Consider the following 26,086-nt stretch of genomic DNA (forward strand, 5'->3'; position numbering starts at 1 on the left):
CCTCGTACTGGACGTACTTGGGCTTTCGGCCGGTGCGGCGAGAGTGCGTGCCGGGCGTCGCGACGGGGCGAACGTTGCCTGTTGCGGCACTAGCTGCCGTCCGACGGTCAAGGGCGGGTCGTGGAGCGATCTGTGCGACGCGGTCGAGGAGCAGCAGATCTGCAGACGTGCGCGGCGTGTGCTGTGCGAGGTCGAGGAACAGCCACAGGGTGGTGCCGGCGAGGTCTTGGGCGTCGGTGATCAGCGCAGCCAGTGCGTGCGCGTGGTTGGTGGCGTTGGTGCGCAGGGCCCGGCGAAGGGCAAGGGCATCGGCGGTGATCCGGTCGAGGGCCTCGGCCGGGGCGGGGCGATCAGGCACGGGCCTCCGTGAGGGTAGTCGGGCGCAGGGTCTGGGCGAACGTGGCGGTCACATCGGGGGCTTGACCGGGGAGCGGTGGCCAGCGCGCGGACGATGGGGGTGCCGATGACGACGGCGTCCACCAGCGGGGCGACGCGTGCGGTGAGGGCCGGGTGGGAGATCCCCACTCCCAAGACCACGGGCAGTGGGCTCGCGGCGCGAAGGCACTGGGTGAAGGCGGCGACCGCCGGGATGTCGAGCGGGCCCCGGTAGCCGGTTGGGGCCGTGCCGGCGGGCGCGTAGAGCCATCCGGACGCGTCGGGGACCGCGGCCGGGAGGTCGGTCGGGGGTGGTTCGCGCGATGTGGCGTGGGGTGCGAAGGCCCGTGTCCCGCGCGGCGGCCTGTCAGCGGGCCGTCTGGTGGTCGGGGAGGTCGACGACCATCACCCCGGCGGCGCCGGCGTAGGCGAACAGGCGGGCCAGGTGCTCGGGGGGCGTCGCGGCTGACGGGCTCACAGTAGGTCATGGCGACGGTCGGCCTGAGGCGGGCGGTCTGCTCGATGGCGCGGACGGCGGCATCAAGGGCGTTCCTGCTTCGCAGGGCGCGGTGGTATGCGGCCCGGATGACGGGTCCGTCGAGGAAGGCGTCCTCGGTGACCAGGCCGAGCTCGAACAGGTCGGCCCCGCCTGCGCGAGGCGGTCGAGGTGACGGCGTTGTGCGGTTGCCGTGTGCAGACCGGCTGGGACGAACACGCCGAGCGAGCAGCCAGGCTGGTCGTGGAGGGTGTGCATGTGACTGAGCACGCTAGTTGGCCAGATGAGCGGTCTTCGGCCTTGTCGGCCAGATACGTGGTCATGTTGTCCTTCCCTCTGGTGGGTGTACTCGGGGCTCGCGCGGGTCAGACCGGGGTTCTCGCGGGTTGGGCGCGAGTGTCGGTCGGCGGCCTTGTCGGCCTTCCGGATCAGCTGGTCGAAGGCCCGGGCGGGAACGATGCGGCGCGCTGTGCTGACGCGTCGAGCGGTCGGGCCGGCGGCGTGGCGTAGTTTCGGCTTGGCGTCTGTCGCGGTCGCGGTGATCAACTTCGCGACGGCGGCAGGGGTGTTGCCGCCCTTGTTGACCGCCACCGCCACCTGGTCGGCGACACGCCGCGGGTCGACTCGATGCTGCGGGCGGAGACCCTCGGGAACTTGTGGGGCCTCCATCGCCGCTTCGCGGTGATCCCAGGTGCACGCTGATGGCGTGCTGTTGATCCGTCGTCGTGCACCGGACGGCGTCCTGTCCGGCGAGGTCGCGCCGGGCGAGACGGTCGGGCAGGCTCCCGTTCGGGAGGCGCCGGGGGAAGCGAGCGTGGTCGTGGAGCCGCTCTCATTCCCTCAGGTGTGGGCTCCACAGGGACCCTGCGCGCCCGGTCGGCCCATCCCGATGTACCGACGACTGTTCGCAAGCATGAATAAGAATCACGTACCCATCTATTGACGCGTCCATAGCAAGCGCTTACGGTCCTCTGCGAGACGTGAGAAAGCGCTTTCTCTTGCACGGCACCCCTGGTCACGGACGAACCTGGAGGCAGAACGATGCAAGTGAGACCCGTCATCGCGTGTGTCAGCCTGCTGGCCGGCGCGCTCGTCGCGCTGTCCGGCACCCCGGCCCAGGCCGCGAGTACCACCCAGTACGTGTCGCCGAGCGGCACCGACGGCGCGGCCGGCACGCAGTCCGCCCCGACGACGCTCGCCACGGCGATCAGCCGCATCGCATCCGGCGGCACCATCTACCTGCGCGGCGGGACCTACAACTACTCCTCGACGATCACGATCCCGGCGGGCAGCAACGGCACCTCGAGCGCCCGCACCACCCTGTCCGCCTACCCCGGCGAGACCCCGGTGCTGAACTTCTCGGCGCAGAGCGAAAGCTCGTCGAACCGTGGGCTGCAACTGAACGCCAACTACTGGCATCTGTACGGCATCACTGTCCAACGCGCCGGCGACAACGGCATCTACGTCGGCGGCAGCAACAACGTCATCGAGCGGACGGTAACCGCGTACAACCGCGACACGGGACTGCAGCTGGGCCGGATCTCCTCCAGCACCCCCAGCAGCCAGTGGCCGTCGAACAACCTGATCGTGAGCTCGGAGTCGCACGACAACGCCGACTCCGACGGCGAGGACGCCGACGGCTTCGCCGCGAAGCTCACCACCGGCACCGGGAACGTCTTCCGTTACGACGTCTCCCACAACAACATTGACGACGGCTGGGACCTGTACACGAAGACCGACACCGGCGCGATCGGCCCGGTGACCATCGAGTACTCCCTGTCCTACAAGAACGGGACTCTGAGCGACGGCACCGTGAACTCCAACGGCGACCGCAACGGCTACAAGCTCGGCGGCGACGACATCGCGGTCAACCATGTGGTCCAGCACGACATCGCCTACGGCAACGGTCACCACGGATTCACGTACAACAGCAACCCGGGCAAGATGACGATCTCGAACAACGCGAGCATCGACAACGCGCAACGCAATTTCTCCTTCGACGTGGGCACTTCGGTCTTCCGGACCAACACCTCGTGCCGCTTCAGCGTCAGCGGCTCGAACGACAAGACCGTCGGCGACGCCGACAACTCGAACCAGTTCTGGACCGGCACGAACGGTTCCCGCTGCTCCTCCTATAGCGGCGCCCTGGGCTGGTCCTTCGCCTCGGACGGACACCTCGCCGTGACCTTCGGCGGCAAGGTCGTGACGCCTTAACCACGACAGAGGCGGGGGCTGGGCGCTCGCGTTCCGCAGCCGCGCGAACGACGTGCGAACGCCCACCCGTCGCGCGTGCTGCAAAGCCGTGCCCCCAGAGCCGGACGCGCCTGAGGGGCCAGCACATCGAGCTGGCCTCTCAGGCGCTTCAGCCTGTTTCTCGCGAGACATCTCACGACGCCGACGCCCGGTCAAGCTGCACGCGGACAAGGGGTACGACCACCTCCACCTGCGACTGGTTACGCACGGCGGGGCATCGTCCCTCGCATCGCTCACCGCGACATCGAGAACTCCACGCGCCTGGGCAGACACCGCTGGGTCGACGAACGCACCATCGCCTGGCTCACCGGCTGCCGACGCCTGCACCGTCGCTACGCGCGCAAGCCACGCCGATCAGCGCTCCCGGCTTGGAACTCCCGATCGGCGCACTCGGGCCTGTCCGGCGGATCATGTGACTACTAGGCTGCGACGATGGAACGCGTGACCGACGTGCCCGAGAGCTTCGCCCAGCCTGCAGATCGGGCCCAGGCGAATGACTACGACAGTTTCGCCGAGGCGTACTCGGCGGAAACCGAGAACAACCTCGTGAACGCGTACTACGCGCGGCCCGCGATGTTGGCCCTCGCCGGAGACGTGGCCGGCCGCCGGATTCTGGACGCCGGTTGCGGCTCGGGCCCCCTGTCCGCTGCACTGCGCGACCGCGGTGCAGTCGTCACCGGCATCGACGCCAGCGCCGGGATGCTGGCGTTGGCAAGGCGGCGGCTCGGTGACGACGTAGCCCTGCACGTGGCCGACCTGAGCGACCACCTGCCGTTTGACGACGGTGCGTTCGACGACGTGGTCGCGTCGCTGGTGCTGCACTACCTGGAGGACTGGGGGCCGGCACTGGCCGAGTTGCGGCGAGTGCTCAGGCCCGGCGGCCGACTGATCGCGTCGGTGGAACACCCTTTCGTGGCCTACACGTTCCAGGATCCTCGGCCCGACTACTTTGCGACCACCAGTTATACCTTCGACTGGACGTTCAACGGGCAGTCCGTCCCGATGAGGTTCTGGCGCAAGCCATTGCACGCGATGACCGATGCCTTCACCACCGCCGGATTCCGCCTTGCCGTCATCAGCGAGCCGCAGCCCGACCCGGCCGCCCGTGAGCTGTTCCCCGACGGCTTCCATGACCTGTCGACCAAAACCTGCTTCCTGTTCTTCGTCGTCGAGGTACCGCCGTCGGCTACCGGCTCGGACGACTAGCCAGTTGCGGATCATGAGCGGAGCCGGAGTCGGATCGAGGGGACGATGACGGTGCCGTGGAAGATTTAGGCGCGTTTGTCGAACCTCGTGGCCACAGCCCGGAAGTTCTGACGGCCTCAAGAACCGTCCTCGGCCGGTCGCCACGTGGTGATGCCCTGATCGTGGGCGACCACGTTGAACGGCGACTCCACGGGCTCTGTCTCGGTCACGACGGTGAACTCCTCACCCGGACGCATCCAGTGATCGGTGCCCATGGCTCGACCTGCAGGCTGACACGCCCTAGCGGGCGGCACCCGTCGCCGCCGGCCGGGCGGGCCGTGTCGGTCTGCGCCGGCTCTTCCCGTTGCTGGTGCGCGCCGTGCCGTTCGGACGTGGCTACGCGGAACAGGCCCTGAAAACGGCTCGGGCGGCGTTCGCGCGGTGAGCGCGGGCGCCGCCCGGAGAGATGCCAAGGGCGAGGAAAGCGAAGGGAATTATTGCATTTAAGCCGCTTTCACGGCGGAGGAGAAGGAAGCCCTTTCATGGCCTCGCCGCAGGCAATGCTATCAGTCGGCTCGGGATCAAGTCGTTTGCGTTTTCGGGGGTGATGACCATCGGCGCACACGAAAACTGGGAGGCGCCGCGCGGGCGCCTCCCAGTCGAAGCCGACGGCGAGGAAAGCGAAAGAACTTGTTTCAGGAGAGGAATTGAGAAGGAAGCCCCTTCATGGCCTCGCCGTGGGCAACGCTAGCACTCAGCCCGGGATCAAGTCGCGCAGATTTTCGAGGGTGATGACTCGGGAGTCCGGGTGCAGCCCTTCGGGGCGTTCGAGACCGATGTACATCACGGGCTCGTCCGGGACCGGCTCGCCGTTCCACAGATCCACGGCCGTGGAGTCGTCGGACATCAGGTCGATCAGGTACCGCACCGTCAGATACTCGCGCTCTGCGATGGCGCGCACCACCTTGGACACTGACACCTGGTTCTCCTCGACCCGGTTGGCCGACGAGATGCCCTTCAGATACAGGTGCAGCCACTTCGCGCGCCACCGGCCGTCGTCCTCGCGGCGAAACACCAGCGGCAGCGCCACCCGACCCACCCCGCGAAGCTCCGACTTCATCCGCACCGTGCGAGGCTCGAACGGCCGGCCCTTCTGCTCACCGTCGCGCAGCATGAAACCGAAGAACGACTCCTCGACCTCCTCGAAGCTCTCGCCGGCGTAGATGTTGACCTGCGGAACGATGAATGTGCTGCGTACCCGGTCCAGGGACAGGTTGATGAATTCCGAGGCCCCGTCGGGCGCCTCGGTGACATCGCCCGAGTGCTGTCCGCCGACAGCCTTGAGGGAGGTGTAGGAGAGCCAGGAGTCGGTGCTGTAGTCGGCGTGGAGGAGCAGCGCCGAGAGGTCGTAGTCGGTCCGGTTCTCGGTCTGCTTCCAGTACACGAAGAAGCGCAGCTGTTCGCCGTCGACCGCCGAGACCGAACCTCGCGGCAGTACGCCGAATCCGGCCGCGGTCGCCCTGCCGCTGAGCGGGAGCGCCACGTCGAGGACATCGGGGTCGAGCAGAAGCCGGTCCGGCGCCGGGAGCCTGCGGCGCATCTCGGCGTCGAGGGCGGCGATCAGACGATCGCGGTCGGCGGCCGGGATGGTCGGCCGGTAGTCGGGGGTCACCCAGGCGCGGCCCCGGCGATTGACGAAGATGCGGGGTGCGCCGGTCTCTCGCTCCCGGTTGTGGAAGTGCTCGCGGACCGAAAGCACTACCCGGCCGGAGACTTCGGGAGCGACCCGCACCGCGGCGGCCACCACCGCGTCCCGCTCCTCCTGGTCGGCGGCGATGCGCAGCAGGAGGTCCAAGGCGCGGAACAGCTTGCCGGGAGAGGACTTCAACAACTGCACCGCACCGAGGACGTCGAACTCGTCGAGCAGCTTCTCGACACGGCTGTCGAAGGACCGCGCCTCCTTCTCGCCCCGCGCTACGGCGAATACATCGGCGGCGTGCGGCCAGCGCGGGTACTCGTGCGGGTGGAGACGCTCACCGAGCCGCTTGAAAGGCTCGCGGTGCGCGTGCACATCGGCCAGCTTGGCGGGGTTCGCCGCGACCACGGCGTCGAGGCCTGCCAGCAGCGCACGGCGGGTCGGCCGCGAGAGTGCCCGAAACCGGGTCGGCTCCTGCAGCGTCACGTCGCCGTCCGAAAGCGCGCAGGCCAGCCGCAGCACGTCGATGACGGTGTCCAGCAGGAGGTCCGCGCCGACAGCGAGACGAGCCTCGTTGACGACCGCCCGGTTCTCCCGGACCGGGATCGACTCCGGCTGGGGGCCGCGCGCGCACCGCTCGGCGAGGGTCTTGAGGTCGCGCAGGTGGTCCTCGCCCAGTGGCGTCGTGCTGCCCGCCAAGGCCAGGTACAGGTCCGTCAGTTCGTCGTCCAGGTCCCGCCCGAGGTGCAGGACGGTCACCTGGTCGCCCGCCGAGGCGATCAGTTCGTCCTGCGCCGCGAGCATCTCCTCGTAGGTGTGCTGGTAACGGCCGTACGTGGGGAGGCTGAGGAGGTCCAGCACCCCGTGTGCCAGCTGCGTCAGCACGTTCTCGCGCGACTTGTCGTCGCCGAGCGCCTTCGTCACACACCGCATCCAGAACTCTTCGGTGTCCGGCACGTTTGCCGGAAAGTCGATGAAGTACGAGTTGTGCCGGACATGGTCGCCCACCATCTCGCTCACGGTGCGCAGCGTCCGCCTGGCAGTGTGCAGGACCGCGGCCTCGGACAGCCCCGACAGCCGCTCCAGCAGCTCCGCCGAGAGCTTGAAGCCCACGGATGTCAGCGCCGCGTCGAACTGTCGTGCGGCGGTGGCTCCTTCCCCGGCGGAGCCCTTGGGGGAGGAAAGGCGGTAGGCGTGCCGGATGACCAGCGATTCGAGACTGTGCGCCATTCGGGGATGATCGCAGAGGTGTGCGGGTCGGCGCACAGGGGTTTTTGCACGCGCCCCGACGCCGTGATCACACCGGCCACAGCGAGATCATCTCCCCCGTGACCGACGGTTACGCCGAAAGTCACGGGACAGCCCTTGCGATCTCGTGCGCGGTTGGTCGTGGCACGTCGAGGCCTGGGGCCCTGACGGTGTTCACGCTCGAAGGCCACGGGAGAGAGCGATGGTCTGCTGGCGTGAGAGCAGTCCGGCGACGGCTTGGAAAGCTGTTTGTCAGCCGGCTCGGCAGAAGTCGCGGCATCGAACTCACCTCAGTGTGCGGCGACTCCACAAACCGGCCCGGCAGCGTGACGAACCGGTTCGGTCGGATCCGTTCCGAGGGGGTGTCGCCTACGCCGCGGGTGGCGTCACTCGGTGTCGGCGGCGAATTGGTCGGTGCCCAGCACGGTGAGCAGGGCGAGTTTCTCGTGGCTTTCCGTGCCCGGGGTGGCGGTGAATATGAGAAGCGACTGGCCCTGGTCGGGCTCGAGCAGGAGTTGGCAGTAGAGGTCCAGCTGTCCGACCTGGGGGTGGACGAACCGTTTGGTCTCGCTCCACCGCAGCCCCACCTCGTGGCGTTCCCACAACCGGGCGAACTCGTCGCTGGTGCGCAGCAGGATGTCCGCCAGGTCCGCCGCGGGGGAGCCGGGCCCGTCCCGGGTGACAGCCGCGCGCAGCAGCGCGGCGTTGGTCCGGCTGTTGTCGTCGTACTGCTCGGGGTGGTACCGCTCGCGGGCGGCCGGATCGGTGAACCAACGGTACGTCGCGCTGCGGGCGTTGCCGGTGTACTGGGTCTGCTCGCCGAGCAGTGCCACCGCGGACGGCGTCTGCAGCAACGTCTCGCCCAGCGGGCCCATGACCTGCGCGGTGCTGCCGGCCAAGCCGTCCATGACCCGCATCAGCCCGGGGCTCACGTGCTGAAGCCGCAGGTCACGGCGGGCGGTGCGGTAGCCGGCGAGCGCGAACAGGTGATCGCGCTCGTCCGGGGTCAGCCGCAGGCCGCGGGCGATGGCGGCGACCATCTGCTCGGAGGGTTGTGGCCCGTCGCCGCGCTCCAGCCGGGCGAAGTAGTCGGCGGACATGGTGCACAGCTCCGCCACTTCCTCGCGGCGCAGGCCCGGAGCACGTCGGCGTTGTCCGCGGCGCAACCCGACGTCCTCCGGTTGCAGCGCCGTACGGCGGGTGCGCAGGAAGGCACCCAGCGATGAGCGGTCGAACGTATGGTCCATGGTCCCCATCGTTGGCCATCCGGCGCGGCTTATCCACGACCTGCCAGTCAGTGGTTGCGCGTGGCCTTCCAGCGCCCGTGGTGCGGCGAGTTCACTGGCGATGCGATCACCGGTCGCCGCGAACCCGAAACCGCGAACCGCGAACCACGAACCACGGAGCCAAGGCCCATGACGACCATGACCAGTTGGACAGCGAACGACCTCCCGGACCTGACCGGCCGGACGGCGGTGATCACCGGTGCCGGCCGTGGCCTCGGCCTGATCACGGCACGCGAGCTCGCTCGTGCAGGTGCCCACGTCGTACTGGCGGTACGCGACACCGACAAGGGTCGCCGCGCCGTCGCCGACCTGCCCGGCACCTTCGACATCCGACCGCTCGACGTGTCGGATCTGACCTCGGTGCGCGCCTTCGCCGACTCCTGGTCCGGCGACATCGGCATCCTGATCAACAACGCCGGCGTCATGGACATCCCCGCCGCGCGCACCGCCGACGGCCTCGACCTGCAGACCACCACCAACTACACCGGCCCCTTCCTGCTGACCAACTCGCTGCTCGAGCACATCACCGACCGAGTCGTGCACGTCACCAGCGAACTGCACAAGCAGGGCAAGATCGACCTGGACGACCTCGACTGGCGGACGCGCAAGCACAACGGGATGCGTGCCTACGAGGCCTCGAAGCTCGCCGTCGTCCTGTTCTCGCTGGAGCTGCAGCGCCGACTGACCGCCGCCGGCAGCCCCGTACGCTCGGTGCTCGCGAGCCCGGGTATCGCCCGCACCACGCTGGCGGCCCACTCCCGGTCGAACGTCATCAACCGGTTCACGTTCCTCACCAACGCCCCGGAGCGCGGAGCGCTGTCGCTGCTCTACGCCGCCACCCAGGACGTTCCCGGCAACTCGTACGTCGGGCCGGACGGCCTGGGCGGCTTCCGGGGCTCCCCGGCCGTCCGCCGGCAGGGCAAGGCCGGTCTCGACCCGGCCATGGCCGGCCGGCTCTGGGACGTGACCGCCGACCTCGTCGGGGCGGTCGCCCGATGAGCTGCCGAGGGAGTTACCTGGAGGCCGCCGACCACGCCGAGATCTACGTGTCGCACGGCTACCCGGAACAGACAGTCGACCTCGGCGAGATCCGGATGAACTACGCCGTGGCCGGTGACCCGGAACTCCCGGCCGAGGAGACATTCGGCGTCCTCGCTGATCTGGTGGTAGAGGGAAAGCTGCGGTACCTCGGTATCAGCGAGGCGTGCCCGGCGAGTATCCGGGCAGCGCACACAGTGGCGCCTCTGTCGGCGGTGCAGACCGAATACTCGTTGTTCAGCCGCAACGTCGAGGTCAACGGCGTGCTCGACACGGGTCCGTGAACTGGGCATCGGTTTCGTCGCGTACGCGCCGCTCGGCCGCGGCTTCCTCACCGGGGCCGTGCGATCGGTGCACTACCTGCCGCTCCACGACTTCCGTCGCACCTCCCCGCGCTTCGCCGACGCGAACCTGGAACAGAACCTGTCGCCTCTCGACCGGATCGTTGAGACGGCAGCCGACCTCGGCGTGACGACTGGTCAACTCGCCCTCGCCTGGGTGCTCGCCCAAGACGGAGTCACGGCCGTCCCCGGAACGAAGCGGCGCGCCTGGTTCGAGCAGAACGTCGCCGCCGCCATCGAACTCGGCCCCGTGACCATCGCCGCGCCGAGCGCCGCGATTCCGGTCGGAGCCGCGGCAGGAGGCCGCTACGCTCCGATGGGCATGGCCTCCGTCCAGGAGTGATCCCGCTACCCGCCCCAAGCGCACCGCCATCGTTGGTTCGAGGTGAGTGCGCCGGCTCACGAGTTGGGCGTGTTTCTGCGCGATCGGTGAGAGACACTGCGTCCGGCAGACACGGATCTCACATCCGGCAGCCGGCGGCGCACCCCGGGCCCGCCTCGCTCGGCGACGCAGAGCATCTGGTGAACGGGTGGAACAACTTCCGGCGAGGCGTCTGCGAACGGCGTTCCCTTCGGGCGACCGAACCAGCCGACGTGCTCGCCTACTTATAAGGAGATCGCTGTGCCCCAGTCGCCGTCGAACCTGGGGGAGGGGCTCCCGATCACCCCTCCGCCCGGCGAATCAGTGCCGAAGTGAGCAGCTGGCACCGGCCTTCGGCTCAGGCGGGGGCTCGTGCTCGTAAGCCGCGGACGATCTGGTCTCGGCCACCGGACGGGGGAGGCGAGCGGCACCGAGACCAGCGCGCTGTCCAGGTCCGACTCCTCAGCGGCGGTCGGGTTGTCGCCATTCCATTCCGTCAACACGGTCAGAGCCTTTCGGCCCGGCGGATGCGGGGCGCCAGGGGCAGGTCAGCGATCCAGGGCGGCTTCGCCGCCCGCCGTGGGGCAGGTAAATGGGCGCGTCGAACACCCCGTAGCCCTTGATCAACACCGCGTCGCGGGGCGACAACGCAGGAGGCGAGGTCAGCTACCTGCGGTTTTGCCCATACGGGTCGGTATTTACGCGTCAGAGCCATGACGGTGAGCGCGGCGACTCCGGCCAGGCAGAGCCAGGCGAAGAGATCACCGATCCGGTCGTAGACAGTGGTGCCGCCGCGCGTGGGCACGTAGGCCACAATGGTCTGTCGGCCGGTTGTGAAGTAGTCGGTGGTGGCAAGGGCCCGGCCCTTGTTGTCGTAAGCGGTCGAGACGCCCTCCGCGTCCTGACGCACCATCGAGTAGCCGCCCTCGATGGCTCGCAGGCTCGCCTTCATGGTGTGCGCGCCGCCGTACGCCTTCCAGTCGTGGGAGGGAACGAGCATGATGTCGGCCCTGGTCCGCATCATGGCGGGGAAGTCGGCGTCGTAGCAGATGACGTTGGCGATACGGCCGTACGGGGTGACGGCGACGGGCACGTGGCCGTCACCGGGGGTGAACTTCTCCGAGCCGGGGATGGGATGCGCCTTCTGATAGGTCCACAGCACCTTTCCGGCAGGGTCGATGAGGATCGCCTCGTCCCTGCCGTAGGCGGGGGCGGTCGTACTGTAGACACGGAGACCGATCTCCAGATAGACCCCTGACCGACGGGCCTGCTCCTGCGCGTTCGCGATGGCAGCGGACTCGTGGGTCTCCTGGGTCTTGACGCCCTCCTCGGGCCAGACCACGATCTTCGCTCCGGCGGCGGCCTCGCGTCGGGTGGAGGCGAGCAGGTCGTTCTCGACGGCGGTCATCGCGGGCTCCACTGCCGAAGCGGGAGCGGCGGCGATACCTGCCGACCCGCCGGTGATCCGACCGAGCGTGGTCTTGAGGTGATCGGTCACGGTCCGGTCAGGGCTCACCCCGGCGATCCGGACGGTCGTTCTCGTGGACGGACTGAAGGCGAGCCGGGCACTGCCCGTGAGTACGACGGTCAGCAGGACAGCCCCGCAGACCAAGCCGTCGCGCCACGAAGGCTGTTCCCAGATCCGGTTGACGGTGCTGGCGAAGTACGCGATCAGGAATCCGATCCCCCACGAGCCGGTGACCGAGATGATCTGCAGGAGCGGGAGGTCACCGTACTGGGTGACGGCCAGCGAACCGTAGGCCGTCCCGAATGGCGACAGCACGGTGATCAGGAACTCGCCGCCCGCGACAGCAGCGGGGAAGGCCAGGGCCGCCACCGCGGGACGCAGCCGGTTGACCAGCAGTCTGTCGGCCAGGAACGGAAGCGTCTGCAAGGCGGCGAGGGCAGCCGCGCCCGCCGCGGTCACGGGGTTGAGGCCGATCGCCGACTCCTGGATCCAGAAGACGGCGGCGGCGATGTGCGCCGGCCAGATCCACAACGCTCCGGTCCATGCGCGGCCGAGGCGGGTGAAGCGCAGCAGGAGCACGGGGAAGATCCAGGCCGCGGCAGCGATGTCCCACCGGCCGCCCACCGCGAACAGCATCGTTCCGGTGCCGAGCAGCAGGAGGAGAGGCCGCACGGCGGGCGCCGAACCTCTCTGATTCTTCGGAGCGTTGCTCACGTTCGTCGCGCCGCGCTGAGGCCCTGCCGTCGGACTGGTCCGCCCGACAGGGGGGATTGACACCGGGAAGTTCGTCATGGAACAGACGCTAGGAGGGCGCACGCGCCAGCGCCTCGGCCCCTATGGCGATCTCCCGGGCGGCCGCGCAACTTTCGATGCACCCCTGACGAACGATCCGCCGAGCCCCCGTCTTCCTCTAACCTGACGAACCGAAATGAGCACTCTCATGTATGCCGCGCCACGAGCCGTGCGGCGATGGGCAGCCGACCGGCCGCGTCTGACGGATGTGGTTCTGGGCGGTGGCATCACGCTGTTCGATGTGGCCACGGTGCTGGATCGCACACCGGAGCCGGACGGCTGGGGAGTGGCCCTGTGGGGCATGCAGACGGCTCCGCTGCTGTGGAGGCGGACACGTCCATGCGCCGTCCTGGCGGCGATGACCGTTCTCTACGTGGTCTTCCAGATACTCAGCCCGATCCACGGCCGGATACCCGGCCCGTTCCTGCTCATGATCGGCGTGTATGGCGTGGCCCGCTACGCGACGGCCTCGGCGAGCCTGCCGGGGACGCTGCTGTGCCTCGCGTCGGCCACCGCCGCCGACGTCCTCACCGGGCACTGGCAGAGCCCGCGTCTCGGGTCGCTGGAGCCGATCAGCGCCACGACGTTCGTCTTCTTCTTCACCCTTGCCTGGACCCTGGGGTACGGCAGGCGCAGGATCGATGCCGACACCGTACGCCTGCGTGACCTCAATCAGCGTCTCAGGGCCGAGCAGGAGCGCAACGCCCGGCAAGCGGTGGTCACCGAACGGGCCCGCATCGCACGAGACTTGCACGACGTTTGTCGCTGCTTTCTTGGCGTGTCTCACATTCCTCAACTCCCGTTGTTCGGACGTGGCATTAGCAGTTGATGAGGGTCGTGTCGCGGACGTACCGTCCCGCCGCGTGTTGGTGCACTTCTTCTCTGCCGAGGGCTGGCAGTCCTGGGGACTCGATGGCGAGCCGTTGATCCCTGAGCGGATGCCGGTGCTGTTCGACGACGACTTCCTGTTCGAGGACGAGGGCGGCCCGCGGGCGACGCGGGCGGTGAACGCCTGGCTTCGTACGCTGCCGTCGAGCGGGGCGCCGTCGCCGAATTCGTGGCGGGCGTACGCGCTGGCGGCCCGAGACTGGCTTACGCATCTGCGCCGGCACCGTGTCGCGGTGTTCGGTACGCGGCAGGAGCTGGTGACCGCGCTCGCTACGTACGCGGACCGCCGGTTGTCGGGGCCGTTGGATGAGCGGTTGGAGTTCTCGTCGTGGGAGTTGCAGGTCACGGCGTTGAGCCGGTTCTACGACTGGGCCGAGAGCGAGGGCCTGGCCGCGGCGGTGCCGTTCACGGTGGCCACGGGCAAGCGGATGGTGCAGGGCCGGCTGGTGGAGACCCGCCGCAACCGGGCCCGGCTGCGGCGGCCGAAGCCGCACGTGAAGGTGCAGTATTTGGAGTCTGACTTCGCCGGTCTGTTCCGCTACGGCCTGGCCGGGCTGGGCCCAGATGGGCTGGAGGACGCGACGTTCCGCGGCCGGTTCCCGGGCCGGAACGCGGCGATGGGCGGGCTGGTGCTGGGCACCGGGATGCGGAGCCGGGAGTTCAGCCACCTGCTGGTTCATGAGGTTCCGCCGCTGCCCGCTGAGCCGCCCGAGGTGCCGATCCCGTGGGTGGTCCCGGAGCTGGCGGCCAAGGGGCGGAAGTTCCGCACGACGTGGATCGACTACGCCTCGCTGGCGGCGGTGCACTCCTACATCGACCTGGACAGGAAGATGTCGCAAGGGCCGTGGCGGCCGAGGAGGCCGCTGGTGGTGGAGGAGGCGGACTTCTACGGCGGCCGGGTCAACGGCCGGCGCACACGCTGGGCGGCGCTTCGGCCGGAGGAACGGCTGCGGCTGGTCGATCCGCAGGGCGGGTCGCTGCTGCTGGCGCTGAGCTACGACGGGCGGCCGTTTGTGGATTGGGGCACGCTGTTTCGCCGCACGGCCCGCCGGATCCGTGAGCGCTTCGAGCCGCGGTTCCCCGACGTCGCGCCGCACCGGTGCCGGCACACCTTCGCCATGGCCACCCTGGAGAAGCTGGTGGAGGGCCACTACCGGCAGGCCGCCCAGCTCGCGGCGGCGACCGGAGATACGTCCGGGCTCGCGCTCTACCTGCTGAAAGCCGATCCGCTGCTGATCCTGCGGGATCTGCTCGGACACTCCAGCGTGGTCACCACGGAGGTTTACCTCAAGCGTCTGGATGTCCACCGGATCTACCGCGCGGCCTGGGAACGGACTCGCGCTGTCGTCGATGCGGCCACGCTCGCCGAGGCCGACGCTGAGTTCGCCGAGGAGTTCTGATGCCGGCCGAAGTCCTGCGCGATCCGCTCGCGCTGAAGCTGTCCCTGCCCGGCGGGACGTCAACGGTCATCGTCATCGGTGACCTGCCCAACCCGGCGCTGGCGGCCGATCTGGCCGAGGGCCTTGCCGCCTCGATCCATCCCCACGGACCGCTCGCCAAGCTGACCACGGTGAAGAGCTTCACCTACACCCTGCGGCGGATGGTCCGCGAACTGGCCGAGGACGGCTTCACCGGTTCGGCGACGGAGCTGACCCGAGCCGTGCTCGGGGCGTTCTGGCTGCGCTCGCACTACTTGATCGAATACCGCACCCGCACGATCCTGCGAGCCTTGGACACCCGGCATCAGGTGCTGCCCGAATCGGTGCGGCAGATGGTGTTCGGCAAGAACTACACGCGCCCCACCGTCAACGGACCGCTTCCGCCCTACGCGCCGGCTGAGTGGAACCGGCTGATCGACCTCTGCAGGCAGGAGGTACGCCGCCTGGGGGAGGCACAGCGGGCGATGGTCACGCTCGCCGAGGGCGGGCAGGATCCGGCAGTCGGCGGCTGGGGCGAGGTGAACGGAGCCTGGCTGATGCTGCGGATGGGCCCGGTGACGCGGACGGAGGTCGCCGCTCACCTGAGCTTGACGCCGAGGACGTTCACCGGGCGGCACCGGGGCATCGAGCGGGCCAGGGCGGCGCTGTTCCCGTCCCACAAGGACGCGATTCCCTACATGCTGCTGCTGGCGGCCTGGACCGGCATCGTCCCGGACGGGCTGAGTGGCCTTCAGGTGTCCGGGATCCGCTGGACCGGGCGGCAGGCGACGCTGCTGTCCTACGCCAAGGGCCGCACGGCGGACGAGAGCGTGGTGTTGTCGTCGCGGGCGTCACGGCTGCTGGAGCAGTGGCTGCAGCACAGCGCCCTGCTGCGCAGGTATGCCCCGGCCGAGCTGGCCGAGCACGTGTGGCTGGTGACGCGGCAGGGCCGACTGGCCCCCGCGGCCTTCGAGGAGTACATGATGCGCGGCTGGGTCAAGGCCCATGATCTGCGCGGGGATGACGGCCATCTGTTGCGCATCGACCGTCGGCGGCTGCGGACGACGTTCATCGCGCAGCGGGGTCAGCGGCAGTGGTCCCTGCGGGCGACGGTCGATCCGAACCACTCGCCGCAGGTCGAGGGTGATCACTACCTGTCGGCCGCGACCCCGGCGCAGAAGGCGGTGGTCGAGGAGATCGCCCGGGATGCGCAGGGCGACCTGCTGCGGCGCGCGAGTGCCCCGATGGTCGTCGACGAGGCGGCCAGCGCTGTCGGGCTGCCGGAGGAAGCATGCCGCCTCGGGCTGGCCGAGGGCGCCTTGGCCGAGTTGCTGTCCGGTGAGCGGGACGTGTTCAGCGGGGCCTGCGCCGACCACTTCGCCGGCCTGCATGGGCCGAAGGGGCAGCCGTGTCCGGCCCGGCCCTGGGTCTGCCTGCTCTGCCCGCTGGCGCTGTTCGCCCCGCGTCACCTGCCGAATCTGCTGCGGCTGAAGGCCTTCTTCGCGCGGCAGTTCCGCCAGATGCCGCGCGAGCAGTTCGCCGCCGTCTTCGCCCCCTACGCCCGCCGTCTGTCGGCGGACATCCTGCCGCGGTTCGAGAAGGCCGCCCTCGCCGCCGCACAGCGCGACGTCGGTGACGAGGACGCCGAGCTGCCGCTGCGAGCCGAGGAGATCACGTCGTGAGCCTGCTTCCTGTCTCTGTCGAGCCTGCGCTCGGGTCGGTGTTCGCCGGCGCCGACATCGCCGCCACTGCCCGCCTGAACTGGCTGGGCGACTGCCCGCGGCCGCGCTTTGAGGACGACGTGTGGTCGTTCGTCGGCTGGGCCGATGCACCGGTGCAGATGAAGGTGACGGAGAAGAACGTGCTGTTCGACCGGATCACCCACCGGCCCTGGCGCGTGGTCGCCAAGGAACTCGCCCTGGCCTGGATCGCCACCCAGGACGAGCGTGTCCTCGCCTTGCCCAGGGCCCGCCGGCTCCCGCGGCACCCCCGCACCATCTATGCCCGCGTCTACCACCTCACGTTCTGGCTGAACTGGTTGCACGAGCGCCGGATCCCCACGCTCGCCGCGGTCACCCAGGACCACTGCGAGGCGTTCCTGCGCGAGTACGGCGTCGTCCGGGACAAGGAGACTGGCGCTGTCCTGCGGAACAAGGCCGGCGGCTCGCTGCGGACGGTGGTCTCCGCCATGCAGGACATCACCGACTACGGCGAGCTGCTGTCGGCCGACCGGCACCGGCCCGGTTTCCGTCCCTGGGGCGCACGATCGCCCCGCGTCGTGACCGGGGCACCGTCCCGACCGCAGGTGGTGATCAAGACCGAGCCCTTGGGCGACGAGGTCCTGCGGCCGTTGCTGACGGCGTGTTTGCACCTGGTCGACGTGCTCGGACCGCACATCGTGGACTTGCGGGCGCAGCTGCGGGCCGAGCGCGAGTCCTGGCGGAACGTCGAGTGGTCGAGGCATCTGCGGGACGGCGACCGGCTTGCCGCGCTCGTCGAGGAACATCTGCGGACGGGGCAGCCGCTGCCGCGGATCGAGGACTTCCAGGTGACCAAGCGACTCCGTCTGGGGTGGGATCCGAAGGATCCGTTGCTGACGGCCAACTTCCAGCACTTGCTGCGGCCGACGGGACACCGGGACATTCACAAGTCTCTCTTCGCCCAGGCCCGGCCGCTGCTGGAGGAGGCGGTCGCCGAGGTCGGCACCGAGTACGTGTGGTGTCGCGACCCTGCCGACGCCTCTCGCGCGGACACCGGTGAGTTGATCCCTTGGTCGTTGCCGTTGTCGAACAGGTCCTCTGATGCCTTGATCCGGATCGCCGGGCACGCCTGCACGGTCGCCACCGCTGCGTTGACGGGGATGCGGTCCAGCGAACTGATGGAGTTGACGGTCGGTTGCCGCCGCACGGACGACGCCGACGGCACTGGTCTGGCCCGGCACCGCCTGGTCAGCAGGGTCGTCAAGGGGCGTCTATGGGGCGGTGAGGTCGACGAGTGGGTCGTCATTGACGAAGTCGTACGTGTTATCGCTCTGGCCGAGCAGCTTTCGGACGCTGGGCCTGGACAGCCGTTGTTCGGCGCGTTCAACGGCTTCGAGTCCAACGGGGCTATGACCTGGCTGCGGCAGTGGGTCGCCTCGCCCGCCGGGCGCCGCATGGGCCTGGAGCCGATCCCCGACGAGCCGGTGCACCCCCGCCGCCTGCGGCGGACACTGTCTGTCGAGATGGCCGCCCGCCCGGGGGGACTGCTGGCCACCAAGGTTCACTTCAAGCACTTGCAGGTGGCCACCAGCGAGGGATACGCCGGCCGGCCGGGTGGCGCCCAGGCCGTCTTCCACCACGAGTGGAAGAAGGAGGAGGCGAAGGAGAAGCTCAAGCGGACCGTCGAGGCATACCGGCAGTTCGAACAGGGACAGATGCCCGCCGGCCCGGGAGCCGACGCGCTGCTGGCTTCCTTCCGCGCCGTCGAGAAGGAACTGGCCGACCACGAGCCGGGCCCGGCGAAGGTGGTCACCGACCGGCAGATCGAGCTTCTTCTGAAGAAGAAGGCGTCGGTCCTGCACCTCTCCGCGGCGAACTACTGCTGGTTCGAGGACCCAGCGAAGGCGCTGTGTCTCAAGCTCGCCGGCACCAGGTCCGCCGCAGCTCCGCTGACCGGGCTGTGTGACAGCTCCCGCTGCCCGCAGGCCACCCACCACATCATTCACCGTTCCGTCTGGCAGACCACAGCTGACAACGGCGTCGTCCTGCTGGCCAGCCCTCGGATCCCACCCGCGGAGAAGGCCCGGCTGAGGGCCGAGCACGAGCGGTCAATGCGGGTTCTCGAAGAGATCGACACGGCAGCCGGAAAGGCCCGATGACATGGCACTGAGCCACCAGCAACGCGACCAGATCGAGCGGCGCATCCGCGCGGCCATCGACCGGCTGCTGGCCGGGCAGATTCCGCCCGGCGGCGCCTGCGACGTCAAGACGCTCGTCCGTGAAGCGGGCATCTCCCGCGCATCCCTCTATCGGACCTGGGGCCACCTCAAGGACGAGTTCGAGAAGCGGCGAGCAGCCGCCTGGGCAGCCGGTCAACAGCCCGACCCGCGTGAGGCCCGCATCGCACGGCTGCGGGATCTCAACCAGCGACTCACCGGCAAACTCACCCGCACTCACACCGAACTCACGCAGCTCAAGGAACGTCACCAGCTGCTGCTATCCGTCCTGGCAGCCAAGGACGACGAGGTCCAGCGGCTCCACCGCGAGCTGAGTACGTTCGCTTCGGTCCTCGATCAAGATCATGGGGACAACGCCGTCGGCGTCGTCCCCATGCCGCGCCGCTGATGTCGCACCAGGTTGATCAGCAGGACCGGCCTACTCTCCCAGCTGCCCGACGCACGCCGACCGGATTTCCTCCAGCAACTCTGGGTAGCGCTCGCCGTACGTATTTACCGCGTGCCACACCGCGTCCAGTGCCGCCTTCAGCGGGTCGGGCTCGGCAGCGGCCAGTACGGCAGGAAGGGCGAAGTGCGGCTGTGAGATTCGCTCGGGTCCGCGCGGAGTGCCGGAGGTGTGCACTATCACGGCAGCACCTTGCCCCACGTCTGCTGTCGGTGTCGTGCCATGACTGGCGGGCCCAGTCGGTACGAGCGCGCCCAGTGCCTGGCCGAGGCCCGGCAGCCTTGACCCGTTTTCCGACTCCGTGGCCGGGACCCACGTCGACTCGGCCGCCGCCGGGGGCGTGGGTGGGCGATATGGCGGTCGCCCGGGAGGTATCGCCTCGAGCACCGACCGCCTCGGGACCTGCGGGTCGGACCGCAGGTTCTCCCACAGCCGGGCCGTGTCGTCGAACGGCGGCGGCAGCGGACGTTTCTGCGTCAACGCGGTGAGCGCCCGGGTGACCCACGGAACGTCGGTCAGGCCCGCTGCCGCGCAGGCCCGCCGGGCAGCCAGCGACGCTACCGCACGCTGGACCTCCGGACCCGCGGCGTCGAGGGCGTGCACCAGGTCGCTGTCGAAGCGGAGCAGACCGCGGACATTACCGCCGACGCCGCGCAGCCCCTCGCTCGGCAGTCGTCCGCCCCACTCCCACTGCTCGCGGTGCAGTCGCCGCTCCTCGGCGGCCCGCTCCTCCGCCTGGTGTGCCAGGCGTTCGGTCTCGGCGCGCTGCTCTGGTGTGGGAGGCGGTGGAAGTTCGCGCGCGTAGCGGTGCCAGTAGGCGGCGTTCTGCGAGGTCTGGCGGACCACGCGGTCCGCACGAGGCGGCGCGGGCCAGAACTGCAGAAGGTAGCTGTCCGCCTGTGGCTCCCCGGACGCTCTGGTGTCCCGCTCCCGTCCCTCGTCCATCCGCCGGGCGCAGTACCGCACCCGGTAGTCGGTCCGGGCGAGATTCAGGTCCCACGCGGCCTCGCCCGCCCACTGCACCAAACTGGTGCGTTCAGACACTGGGCGGAAGGACACCTCCACCACGTCCTCCCAGAGCGGGTCCAGCGGAGGATCTTCGTCGTGGACCTCTACGACGAAGCCGACGTTGCCTGTGTGCAGCCCGGTGATCAGCCAGAGCACGCCCGGGACTGCGGCCCCGCACAGCCCCCCGCTCTGGCCTGCGAACGCCTCGGAGAGGTCCGGGATCGCATTGTCCGGATCGCTCTCAACGTAGATCTGACCGTAGTGAACGTGCACCTCGCCTGTGACCGGCCTGCGCACAGCACCCCTCCCTTGTAGCCGACGGCCTCGAAAAACCTCGGTCGGACGGGCCGTCACATGCCCCGCATCATGCCGCAGGCCACTGACAACAGGTCCGGCCATAAGACGGACTTGGCCGCTGCCTGCCTGTCCCGCTGTCAGCAAGGGGCCGCCCGGACATGAGAGGCGAGCAGCACCGCGAACACCATGGCGAAGACAGCTCCCGACGTCATGACCGGTCACCCCCACGGATGCACTCTGGGACGAGGTGCTGACGTTGGACAACCGAAACAGCCGGGAGCGCCAGCGAACGCAATCGGCATCCGGGAGCAGTCCCTGACCGAGACACATAGGAAGGTGGACACCGCCTTCGCCGCGTTAACCCACTGGTCGCCCACCATGTGAGCGCGATCGCCGTTCTGGCGCGAGCCGCAGAGGAGGGCATGGCGAGCGGTGTTCCACCCTCTGTGGAAGCTGCAGAAGCCGCGGAAGCCATGAAGAGCGTCGGTCTCATCGCGCGGACAGCCGACACCGCGCTCATTGAGATGCGCCGCCTCCTCGGACTGCTGTCGTTCCGAGAACAAGGGCTCGCGCCCGAACCGTCCTTGTCTTCGGAGCATCTTGAGCCGCTCATCGGCGCCGCGACGTCGGCGGGGTGCCGCGTGACGTACATGTCGGACCTCCGGGCGCGGACCGATCCGTCCACCGGCATGCTGATCTCGGCCTACCGGATCATCCAGGAGGCACTGACGAACGTGATCAAGCACGCCGGGCCTGTCGGCGTTCGGGTCACCGTACGCGGTGACGACTCCCGCCTCACGATCGAGGTCGAGAACGACCCGGCACCACCGGGCCACCGGTCCGTTCCCGGCAGCGGCCGTGGGCTCGTCGGCATGCGCGAACGTGTGGCGGCCTTCGACGGCGTGCTGCGGGCCGGCCCGCACGAGGACGGCGGCTGGCGGCTGTGCGCTGTCCTGTCCGCGAAGGCGTCTCAACCGGCGGAGGAGAGCGTATGACCGTACGAGTGCTTCTTGCCGACGATCAGGAGATGGTCCGGACCGCGCTCCGGCTGGTCGTCGACCGCCGTGAAGACCTGTCCGTCGTCGGCGAGTCAGCCGACGGGGAGCAGGCTGTCGCTCACGCGATCGAACTCCAGCCGGACGTCGTGCTGATGGACATCCGTATGCCCGGCATGACCGGGGTCGAAGCCACGCGGCGCATCGTCACCAACTGGCCCGGACCGGGCGAGGCTCCGCGTGTCCTCGTGCTCACCACATTCGACCTGGACGAGTACGTGCACGCGGCGCTGCGGGCCGGAGCCGTCGGCTTCCTGCTGAAGAACAGCCCTCCCGACCAGCTCGCCCAGGCCATTCGCGCGGCCGCAGGCGGGGAGGCCGTACTCGCCCCGAGCGTCACGCGCCGTCTCATCGACACCGTCACCGCGTTGCCTGCCGCTCTGCTGCCCAACGCCCCCGTTCACCTCGACCCCGCACCGCGCGAGAGCGGGCCTGAAGAGGCGCTGGACGGGCTGAACGCGCTGACCGAACGCGAACTTCAGGTCCTTGTTCTGGTCGCCCGAGGCATGTCCAACGCCCAGATCGCCACAGCCCTAGGCCTCAGCGAGGGGAACGTGAAGAGCCGCGTCAACCGCATCCTCACCCGCCTGGGACTGGAGAACCGTGTTCAGGCCGCACTGCTCGCCCACCAGGCCGGTCTTACCGGAAACATCCGGACGGCGACAACGCCCAGCTCTCAGCAAGCCGTGGCGGGCAGGACCGTTGATCCGTCGGCTTCCTCGTGACCGCCAACACAGCCCGCCTGCGCCGGGACACCCGCACCCGTGCCCACCTGGAACGAAGCGTCAGCGAGGGCAAAACACGACGCGAAGCCATCCGACGCGCCAAACGCTGCGTCGCCCGCGCCAACACCCACCGATTTCATCCATAGGAGCGCGGATACGCCTTCCTCAGGACCGTCACCGCTGCCGCACCGTCATCCGGCTCCGCTCGTGATGGAGGAGACAGGCACTAGGCGTCCCGGTATTGGTCCCGGACCTCAGGGCGTTGCCGGAAGCCGGCTGACTTGTAGGTGGCGACGGCGCCGGCATTGGAGCTCGGGGTACAGACGATCGCGCTCGACGAGCCCAGTTCCTGGAGTGCGGCCGCCGCGGCGACGGTGATCGCCACGCCGTAGCCGTGACGACGACGTTCCCGGTGCACTCCCATCGGTTCGAGCAACCCGGGCCTACCCGGGCCGGCCGACCACACCGTCACCGCCGCCACCGCGTTGCCCTGGTCGTCGTACGCGACCAGGCACCGGGCGTCGGCGAACGGCAATCCGGCCGCCATCGCGTGCCAGCGCTCGTCCGTGAACCTCGACCCGTCGAACGCTGCCCGGTGTACGGCGGCGAACACGTGCGCCTGCTCCGGCCCTACCGCCTCGATCCGCACGCCCGGGTCCTTCACCGGCTCCGCGAGGTCGCGGCGCAGCGGTGTCCACGGCTCGTCGGCGCTCCAGCCGTCCTCGAACAGCAGATCTTGGACCAGTGCACCCGTCGGCGCCTCGATGTTCACCTTCCCCTCGGGCAGCACGCCGCGCTCCGGCTCGGTCACGTCTTCAACCAGCTGCCGCGCCAGCTCCTCGCCCCGCTGAGCGTCCGGCGCGATCGTCAGCCGCAACAGCCCGGGACCGTCCAGCAGCCCGACGGCGAGAATCTGTCCGTCCCGGCTCCACGTCCGTACCGCCGCGGCGGTCGCTTCCGCACCTGACCGCCAGAACCAGCCCAGGTCCCCCGGATGCAGTTGCATCGGCGCCCCGTCGTGCTGCCACTCCCGCAGCACGCCCACAGCCTTGCTCAGCCCGTCGACTCCAGGCTTGCCCAACACAATCGCCATACCCCCGATCACACACCACCGCACCGACCTTCGGCACCGATATTCCGCACCCGGTTCCGACCGGCCCTCGACGGGCCGATCACCGTTGCCGCTGCCGAACAGGCCGCTGACGCTGCCCGCGAGTGCGACCGCCCCTCCGGCCTTTGCGACCAAGGGGACCTGTCGTCGGGGACGGTCCGCGAGGCCGTGGGCCCGGCCTGCCCGAGCCCCGGAAGGGGCTCCCGCCCTGGGACACCGGCCTGGAACCGTGCAAGCCGGTGGCCGCCGGGCAGGGGTCGTACGTATCGTCAGACGCATACGACCCCTGTCCTCGGCCCGGCGCGGGTCCGTGGTCAGTGCCGTCAGGCCGTCGTGCGGCGACGCATCACGAACAGCACGCCTGCGCCGGCGGCGATCACCGCAGCGGCCGACCCGGCGATCAGCCCGGTATCGCTGCCGCCCCCGGTCTCGGCGAGTCCGGTCCCCGCAGCGGGCGAGGATGCGGACGGCGAAGGGAGCGGGGACGTCGAGGACAACGGCGCGGCGGCCGTAGAGGTCGGCGTCACGGTGGTGGTCGGCGACGCCGAGGGAGCCGGCCCAGCCGTCGGGGTGCCGGACGGGCGGGAAGGGGCCGGCACGCACGGGGTGTCCGGGGAGATCGGCAGGTCCGTCAGCCGCTCGTCGACGAGATTGCCCGCCGTCACCGAGACGTTCCACTGGTAGCCCTGGAGCCACGGCACCAGGATCGTCGTGCTCGCACCTGCCGCCGTGGGGTGGTCGATGTGTCCGGTGCCGACGGTCTCGCCGTCGGTACCGACCGCCATCCGGATCCGCACGGTGATGTCCGCGGGTGTGCCGGACGGGTCCTTGTCCGTGACCGTGATGGCGGCCCGGGCCTCGCCGGTGCTGGTGTCGCACGTCGCCTTCGCGGTGAAGTCGCCGATGCTGCAGGCATAGGCGTCACCGGAGGCCAGGAGCACGGCAGTTGTTGCGGCCACGGCGGCAGCGGTGACGGCGCGCTTGGATATCACGGGTCCCTCCCCAGGGAACGTTCCACGAGGGGTGCCCTGCTCGGGACCCCCGCTGGCCGCGGGCGCACACCCGCGGAAGGCTTCGAGGGGCCCGGGGGCCGCACGGAGCGGCTCATCATGTCACCCCGGCGGACTGTCGACGCACCGGCCCCAAGCCGTGCACCCACTGACAACGCGGCCCCGCTCACAACCCCGGACAACTCGTAGCTCACGGTGGAGACCGCGCCCCCTGCTGGGTTGCGGAGGACCTCGGGTCTCGGCCGGATCGCGTCGTATCGCCCCTGATCAGGTCGGGTACGGCATCGGCAACTGGCTCTTGCGGGAGGGTACTTCGGGATGGGGAGGGCCGGCCGGACCAAGCGGGAGCGCAGCAGGGACCAGAACGGCCCGAGGATCTGGCATGGGATGCGGCGTTGTCGATGACGCCGGGCAAACAGGGGTACCGGCCGCCGTGGCCCCGGGCGGCCGGGGAGGCTGTCGCCCGGCAGATACGGCAGACCGGGAAACTGCTGCGGCAGGCGGAGGCCCTCGTCATCTCGCCGGCGCACGCCCCGGTCATGGCCGCGGCCGCCACACTCGAGTGCCGACGTCAGCACTCTGGACCGCGACCAGGACATCGTTCCATGGGCACAGGAATCCCATGAAATCGATCGCTTAGCATGCCAAGACATGGCGATGTTCGTGCACTTGACATCAGCGGCCAACGCGCCGCGCATCCGGCGGTCCGGGATCCGCGCAACCAGTTACGGGCAGGGAGACGCGCGCGGGGTGTACTGCTTCCCGGTGCTGCCGTCGTACACCCTCACCCACCAGTGGCTGCGCGAACTGGCGCGTTTCGGCAGCCGGGGAGGGCTTGTGGCTGTCCACATACGGCTGGACGACACTCAACACGTGCTGGCCGGAACCTATACGGACCGTGCACGGGACGCACAGGCCACGGTGACCGCGGCCGAGGCGGTGCGGCGGATCTCGGCACTGGAAGACCCACGAGGGTGGGAGGTGTTCGTACCCCGGGCGATCCAGCCGCGTGAGGTAGACCGGATCCGTACCGCGCCGCAGGTGGTGGGCTGGCGATACCAGCCGGACGTGCACGGGACCCGCCCCTGTACCTGCTACGGGTGCCGCGTACGAGGCGGGTACGGGGCGCGGCGCCTGCGCGAGCGGTTGCCGCATCCGCTGGACGGCCCGCCGCCCCCGGCCAGGGTGCTGCTCGCCAGGATTGCAGTGGCTGGTGAGCCCGGTGACCCGGCCGTGCTGCGGGAGGCGCTGCACTGGTTCGGGATGCGCCGGCGGGGACCGCTCGCCCAGTTGACCCGCCTCTGCATCCACCCCGACCCCGAGGTACGGGAGGAGCTGGTGTGGGCAGTCGCCCGTTGGTCCACCCCGGGGGTCACGGAGCTGCTGGACAACCTCGCCGACGACCCGCACCCGGATGTCCGGGAGGCAGTGGAGGCGGTCCGTGACTCGCAGTGACTACTACCCCTGGAATCGATCAACTGGACGAGTGAGTCCGTGGACGGCGCCGCTGTTCGATGTTCAGCTTTCGCTGCTCCGGCCCTGGCGCGCCCTTGCTTTGAACGATTCAAAATTCTTCCTCGGGATGCTGTTCGGCGGGTCGGGCTCCGGGTCGGCCGTAGGCGCCACCCGTGTGGCCATGGCCTGAACGTAGTG

The 26,086-nt window shown here is 69.4% G+C and carries 20 protein-coding genes and 4 pseudogenes; 15 read left to right on the forward strand and 9 right to left on the reverse strand.

The genetic code is table 11. The features are described from left to right. The 3 genes and pseudogenes from ABZ656_RS11430 to ABZ656_RS11440 all read right to left on the reverse strand — a co-directional run. Positions 1 to 358 (reverse strand): hypothetical protein (locus ABZ656_RS11430; protein WP_360266774.1); only part of this gene is annotated, 358 nt, incomplete at its 3' end. Beyond that, positions 241 to 657: pseudogene (locus ABZ656_RS11435) on the reverse strand (tryptophan synthase subunit alpha); the annotation flags it as partial. The pseudogene ABZ656_RS11435 and the gene ABZ656_RS11430, both read right to left, overlap by 118 nt. A 239-nt stretch (positions 658 to 896) precedes the next feature. Further along, a pseudogene (locus ABZ656_RS11440) lies at positions 897 to 1,103 on the reverse strand (tryptophan synthase subunit alpha); the annotation flags it as partial. An 809-nt stretch (positions 1,104 to 1,912) separates the two neighbouring features. Between ABZ656_RS11440 and ABZ656_RS11445 the strand changes: the two are divergent. The 4 genes and pseudogenes from ABZ656_RS11445 to ABZ656_RS11460 all read left to right on the forward strand — a co-directional run. Continuing rightward, positions 1,913 to 3,085, forward strand: coding sequence for a pectate lyase (locus ABZ656_RS11445; RefSeq protein ID WP_101403194.1), 1,173 nt, complete (start codon positions 1,913 to 1,915; stop codon positions 3,083 to 3,085). A 178-nt stretch (positions 3,086 to 3,263) separates the two neighbouring features. Then, positions 3,264 to 3,427, forward strand: a pseudogene (locus ABZ656_RS11450) (IS5/IS1182 family transposase); the annotation flags it as partial. A gap of 129 nt (positions 3,428 to 3,556) precedes the next feature. Next, on the forward strand, positions 3,557 to 4,330 hold the full coding sequence (locus ABZ656_RS11455) for a class I SAM-dependent methyltransferase (protein ID WP_360266778.1): 774 nt from the start codon (positions 3,557 to 3,559) through the stop codon (positions 4,328 to 4,330). Positions 4,331 to 4,613: 283 nt separating this feature from the next. Next, positions 4,614 to 4,754: pseudogene (locus ABZ656_RS11460) on the forward strand (fructosamine kinase); the annotation flags it as partial. A gap of 309 nt (positions 4,755 to 5,063) precedes the next feature. Here ABZ656_RS11460 and ABZ656_RS11465 read toward each other — a convergent pair. Next, positions 5,064 to 7,235 carry a hypothetical protein gene (locus tag ABZ656_RS11465; protein WP_360266781.1) on the reverse strand — a complete coding sequence of 724 codons (2,172 nt, stop codon included), beginning with the start codon at positions 7,233 to 7,235 and terminating at the stop codon, positions 5,064 to 5,066. A gap of 404 nt (positions 7,236 to 7,639) precedes the next feature. After that, positions 7,640 to 8,509 (reverse strand): helix-turn-helix transcriptional regulator, encoded by an 870-nt coding sequence (locus ABZ656_RS11470; RefSeq protein WP_360266784.1) that lies wholly within the window; start codon positions 8,507 to 8,509, stop codon positions 7,640 to 7,642. 159 nt (positions 8,510 to 8,668) lie between these two features. Between ABZ656_RS11470 and ABZ656_RS11475 the strand changes: the two genes are divergently transcribed. The 3 genes from ABZ656_RS11475 to ABZ656_RS11485 are packed head-to-tail and all read left to right on the forward strand — an operon-like array spanning position 8,669 to position 10,261. Then, complete coding sequence (locus ABZ656_RS11475) at positions 8,669 to 9,538, forward strand: SDR family NAD(P)-dependent oxidoreductase (RefSeq protein ID WP_218978016.1); 870 nt, start codon at positions 8,669 to 8,671, stop codon at positions 9,536 to 9,538. After that, positions 9,535 to 9,861, forward strand: coding sequence for an aldo/keto reductase (locus tag ABZ656_RS11480; protein ID WP_360266789.1), 327 nt, complete (start codon positions 9,535 to 9,537; stop codon positions 9,859 to 9,861). The genes ABZ656_RS11475 and ABZ656_RS11480 overlap by 4 nt, the downstream gene beginning before the upstream one ends. A 7-nt stretch (positions 9,862 to 9,868) precedes the next feature. Next, entirely contained in the window at positions 9,869 to 10,261 is a 393-nt protein-coding gene (locus ABZ656_RS11485; protein WP_360266888.1) for an aldo/keto reductase, read from the forward strand. A 523-nt stretch (positions 10,262 to 10,784) separates the two neighbouring features. Here the strand turns inward: ABZ656_RS11485 and ABZ656_RS11490 are convergent. Beyond that, positions 10,785 to 12,419 carry a nitrilase-related carbon-nitrogen hydrolase gene (locus tag ABZ656_RS11490; protein WP_360266791.1) on the reverse strand — a complete coding sequence of 545 codons (1,635 nt, stop codon included), beginning with the start codon at positions 12,417 to 12,419 and terminating at the stop codon, positions 10,785 to 10,787. Positions 12,420 to 12,675: 256 nt separating this feature from the next. Here ABZ656_RS11490 and ABZ656_RS11495 point away from each other — a divergent pair, with 256 nt between their 5' ends. The 5 genes from ABZ656_RS11495 to ABZ656_RS11515 are packed head-to-tail and all read left to right on the forward strand — an operon-like array spanning position 12,676 to position 19,170. Beyond that, positions 12,676 to 13,368, forward strand: coding sequence for a hypothetical protein (locus tag ABZ656_RS11495; RefSeq protein WP_360266794.1), 693 nt, complete (start codon positions 12,676 to 12,678; stop codon positions 13,366 to 13,368). Further along, the gene (locus ABZ656_RS11500) at positions 13,313 to 14,827 is read left to right on the forward strand and encodes a site-specific integrase (RefSeq protein WP_360266797.1); all 1,515 of its coding nucleotides are present in this window, start codon (positions 13,313 to 13,315) and stop codon (positions 14,825 to 14,827) included. Before ABZ656_RS11495 ends, ABZ656_RS11500 begins: the two co-directional genes overlap by 56 nt. Beyond that, a complete protein-coding gene (locus tag ABZ656_RS11505; protein WP_101403198.1) occupies positions 14,827 to 16,527 on the forward strand; it encodes a hypothetical protein in 1,701 nt (566 codons plus the stop codon). Before ABZ656_RS11500 ends, ABZ656_RS11505 begins: the two co-directional genes overlap by 1 nt. Next, positions 16,524 to 18,704, forward strand: a complete 2,181-nt coding sequence (locus tag ABZ656_RS11510) for a hypothetical protein (protein ID WP_360266800.1) — start codon at positions 16,524 to 16,526, stop codon at positions 18,702 to 18,704. Before ABZ656_RS11505 ends, ABZ656_RS11510 begins: the two co-directional genes overlap by 4 nt. A 1-nt stretch (position 18,705) precedes the next feature. After that, positions 18,706 to 19,170, forward strand: a complete 465-nt coding sequence (locus ABZ656_RS11515) for a hypothetical protein (protein ID WP_360266803.1) — start codon at positions 18,706 to 18,708, stop codon at positions 19,168 to 19,170. A 30-nt stretch (positions 19,171 to 19,200) separates the two neighbouring features. On the opposite strand, the gene ABZ656_RS11520 is transcribed toward ABZ656_RS11515, so the two are convergent. Beyond that, positions 19,201 to 20,532, reverse strand: a complete 1,332-nt coding sequence (locus ABZ656_RS11520; RefSeq protein ID WP_360266806.1) for a hypothetical protein — start codon at positions 20,530 to 20,532, stop codon at positions 19,201 to 19,203. A 473-nt stretch (positions 20,533 to 21,005) separates the two neighbouring features. On the opposite strand from ABZ656_RS11520, the gene ABZ656_RS11525 reads away from it, so the two are divergent. Together ABZ656_RS11525 and ABZ656_RS11530 are read left to right on the forward strand one after the other, a co-directional pair. After that, positions 21,006 to 21,527, forward strand: a complete 522-nt coding sequence (locus ABZ656_RS11525; RefSeq protein WP_360266809.1) for an ATP-binding protein — start codon at positions 21,006 to 21,008, stop codon at positions 21,525 to 21,527. Continuing rightward, on the forward strand, positions 21,524 to 22,312 hold the full coding sequence (locus ABZ656_RS11530) for a response regulator transcription factor (protein ID WP_360266812.1): 789 nt from the start codon (positions 21,524 to 21,526) through the stop codon (positions 22,310 to 22,312). Before ABZ656_RS11525 ends, ABZ656_RS11530 begins: the two co-directional genes overlap by 4 nt. Before the next feature lie 226 nt (positions 22,313 to 22,538). Here the strand turns inward: ABZ656_RS11530 and ABZ656_RS11535 are convergent, their stop codons facing one another. Together ABZ656_RS11535 and ABZ656_RS11540 are read right to left on the reverse strand one after the other, a co-directional pair. Next, on the reverse strand, positions 22,539 to 23,405 hold the full coding sequence (locus ABZ656_RS11535; protein WP_360266815.1) for a GNAT family N-acetyltransferase: 867 nt from the start codon (positions 23,403 to 23,405) through the stop codon (positions 22,539 to 22,541). A gap of 341 nt (positions 23,406 to 23,746) precedes the next feature. After that, a complete protein-coding gene (locus ABZ656_RS11540; protein ID WP_129592220.1) occupies positions 23,747 to 24,415 on the reverse strand; it encodes an LAETG motif-containing sortase-dependent surface protein in 669 nt (222 codons plus the stop codon). A gap of 669 nt (positions 24,416 to 25,084) precedes the next feature. On the opposite strand from ABZ656_RS11540, the gene ABZ656_RS11545 reads away from it, so the two are divergent. Continuing rightward, the gene (locus ABZ656_RS11545) at positions 25,085 to 25,888 is read left to right on the forward strand and encodes a HEAT repeat domain-containing protein (protein ID WP_360266818.1); all 804 of its coding nucleotides are present in this window, start codon (positions 25,085 to 25,087) and stop codon (positions 25,886 to 25,888) included. Positions 25,889 to 26,086: the final 198 nt, after the last annotated feature.

It is taken from the genome of Streptomyces sp. NPDC007095, assembly GCF_040634475.1.
Taxonomy (GTDB): domain Bacteria; phylum Actinomycetota; class Actinomycetes; order Streptomycetales; family Streptomycetaceae; genus Streptomyces.

Bases quoted from the DNA above. Each gene is read 5' to 3' on its own strand.
- ABZ656_RS11515 (WP_360266803.1), top strand. From the start codon at position 18,706: ATGGCACTGAGCCACCAGCAACGCGACCAGATCGAGCGGCGCATCCGC.
- ABZ656_RS11465 (WP_360266781.1), bottom strand. From the start codon at position 7,235: ATGGCGCACAGTCTCGAATCGCTGGTCATCCGGCACGCCTACCGCCTT.
- ABZ656_RS11505 (WP_101403198.1), top strand. From the start codon at position 14,827: ATGCCGGCCGAAGTCCTGCGCGATCCGCTCGCGCTGAAGCTGTCCCTG.
- ABZ656_RS11530 (WP_360266812.1), top strand. From the start codon at position 21,524: ATGACCGTACGAGTGCTTCTTGCCGACGATCAGGAGATGGTCCGGACC.
- ABZ656_RS11475 (WP_218978016.1), top strand. From the start codon at position 8,669: ATGACGACCATGACCAGTTGGACAGCGAACGACCTCCCGGACCTGACC.
- ABZ656_RS11445 (WP_101403194.1), top strand. From the start codon at position 1,913: ATGCAAGTGAGACCCGTCATCGCGTGTGTCAGCCTGCTGGCCGGCGCG.
- ABZ656_RS11525 (WP_360266809.1), top strand. From the start codon at position 21,006: ATGAAGAGCGTCGGTCTCATCGCGCGGACAGCCGACACCGCGCTCATT.
- ABZ656_RS11455 (WP_360266778.1), top strand. From the start codon at position 3,557: ATGGAACGCGTGACCGACGTGCCCGAGAGCTTCGCCCAGCCTGCAGAT.
- ABZ656_RS11470 (WP_360266784.1), bottom strand. From the start codon at position 8,509: ATGGGGACCATGGACCATACGTTCGACCGCTCATCGCTGGGTGCCTTC.
- ABZ656_RS11495 (WP_360266794.1), top strand. From the start codon at position 12,676: ATGAGCACTCTCATGTATGCCGCGCCACGAGCCGTGCGGCGATGGGCA.
- ABZ656_RS11545 (WP_360266818.1), top strand. From the start codon at position 25,085: ATGGCGATGTTCGTGCACTTGACATCAGCGGCCAACGCGCCGCGCATC.
- ABZ656_RS11535 (WP_360266815.1), bottom strand. From the start codon at position 23,405: ATGGCGATTGTGTTGGGCAAGCCTGGAGTCGACGGGCTGAGCAAGGCT.
- ABZ656_RS11480 (WP_360266789.1), top strand. From the start codon at position 9,535: ATGAGCTGCCGAGGGAGTTACCTGGAGGCCGCCGACCACGCCGAGATC.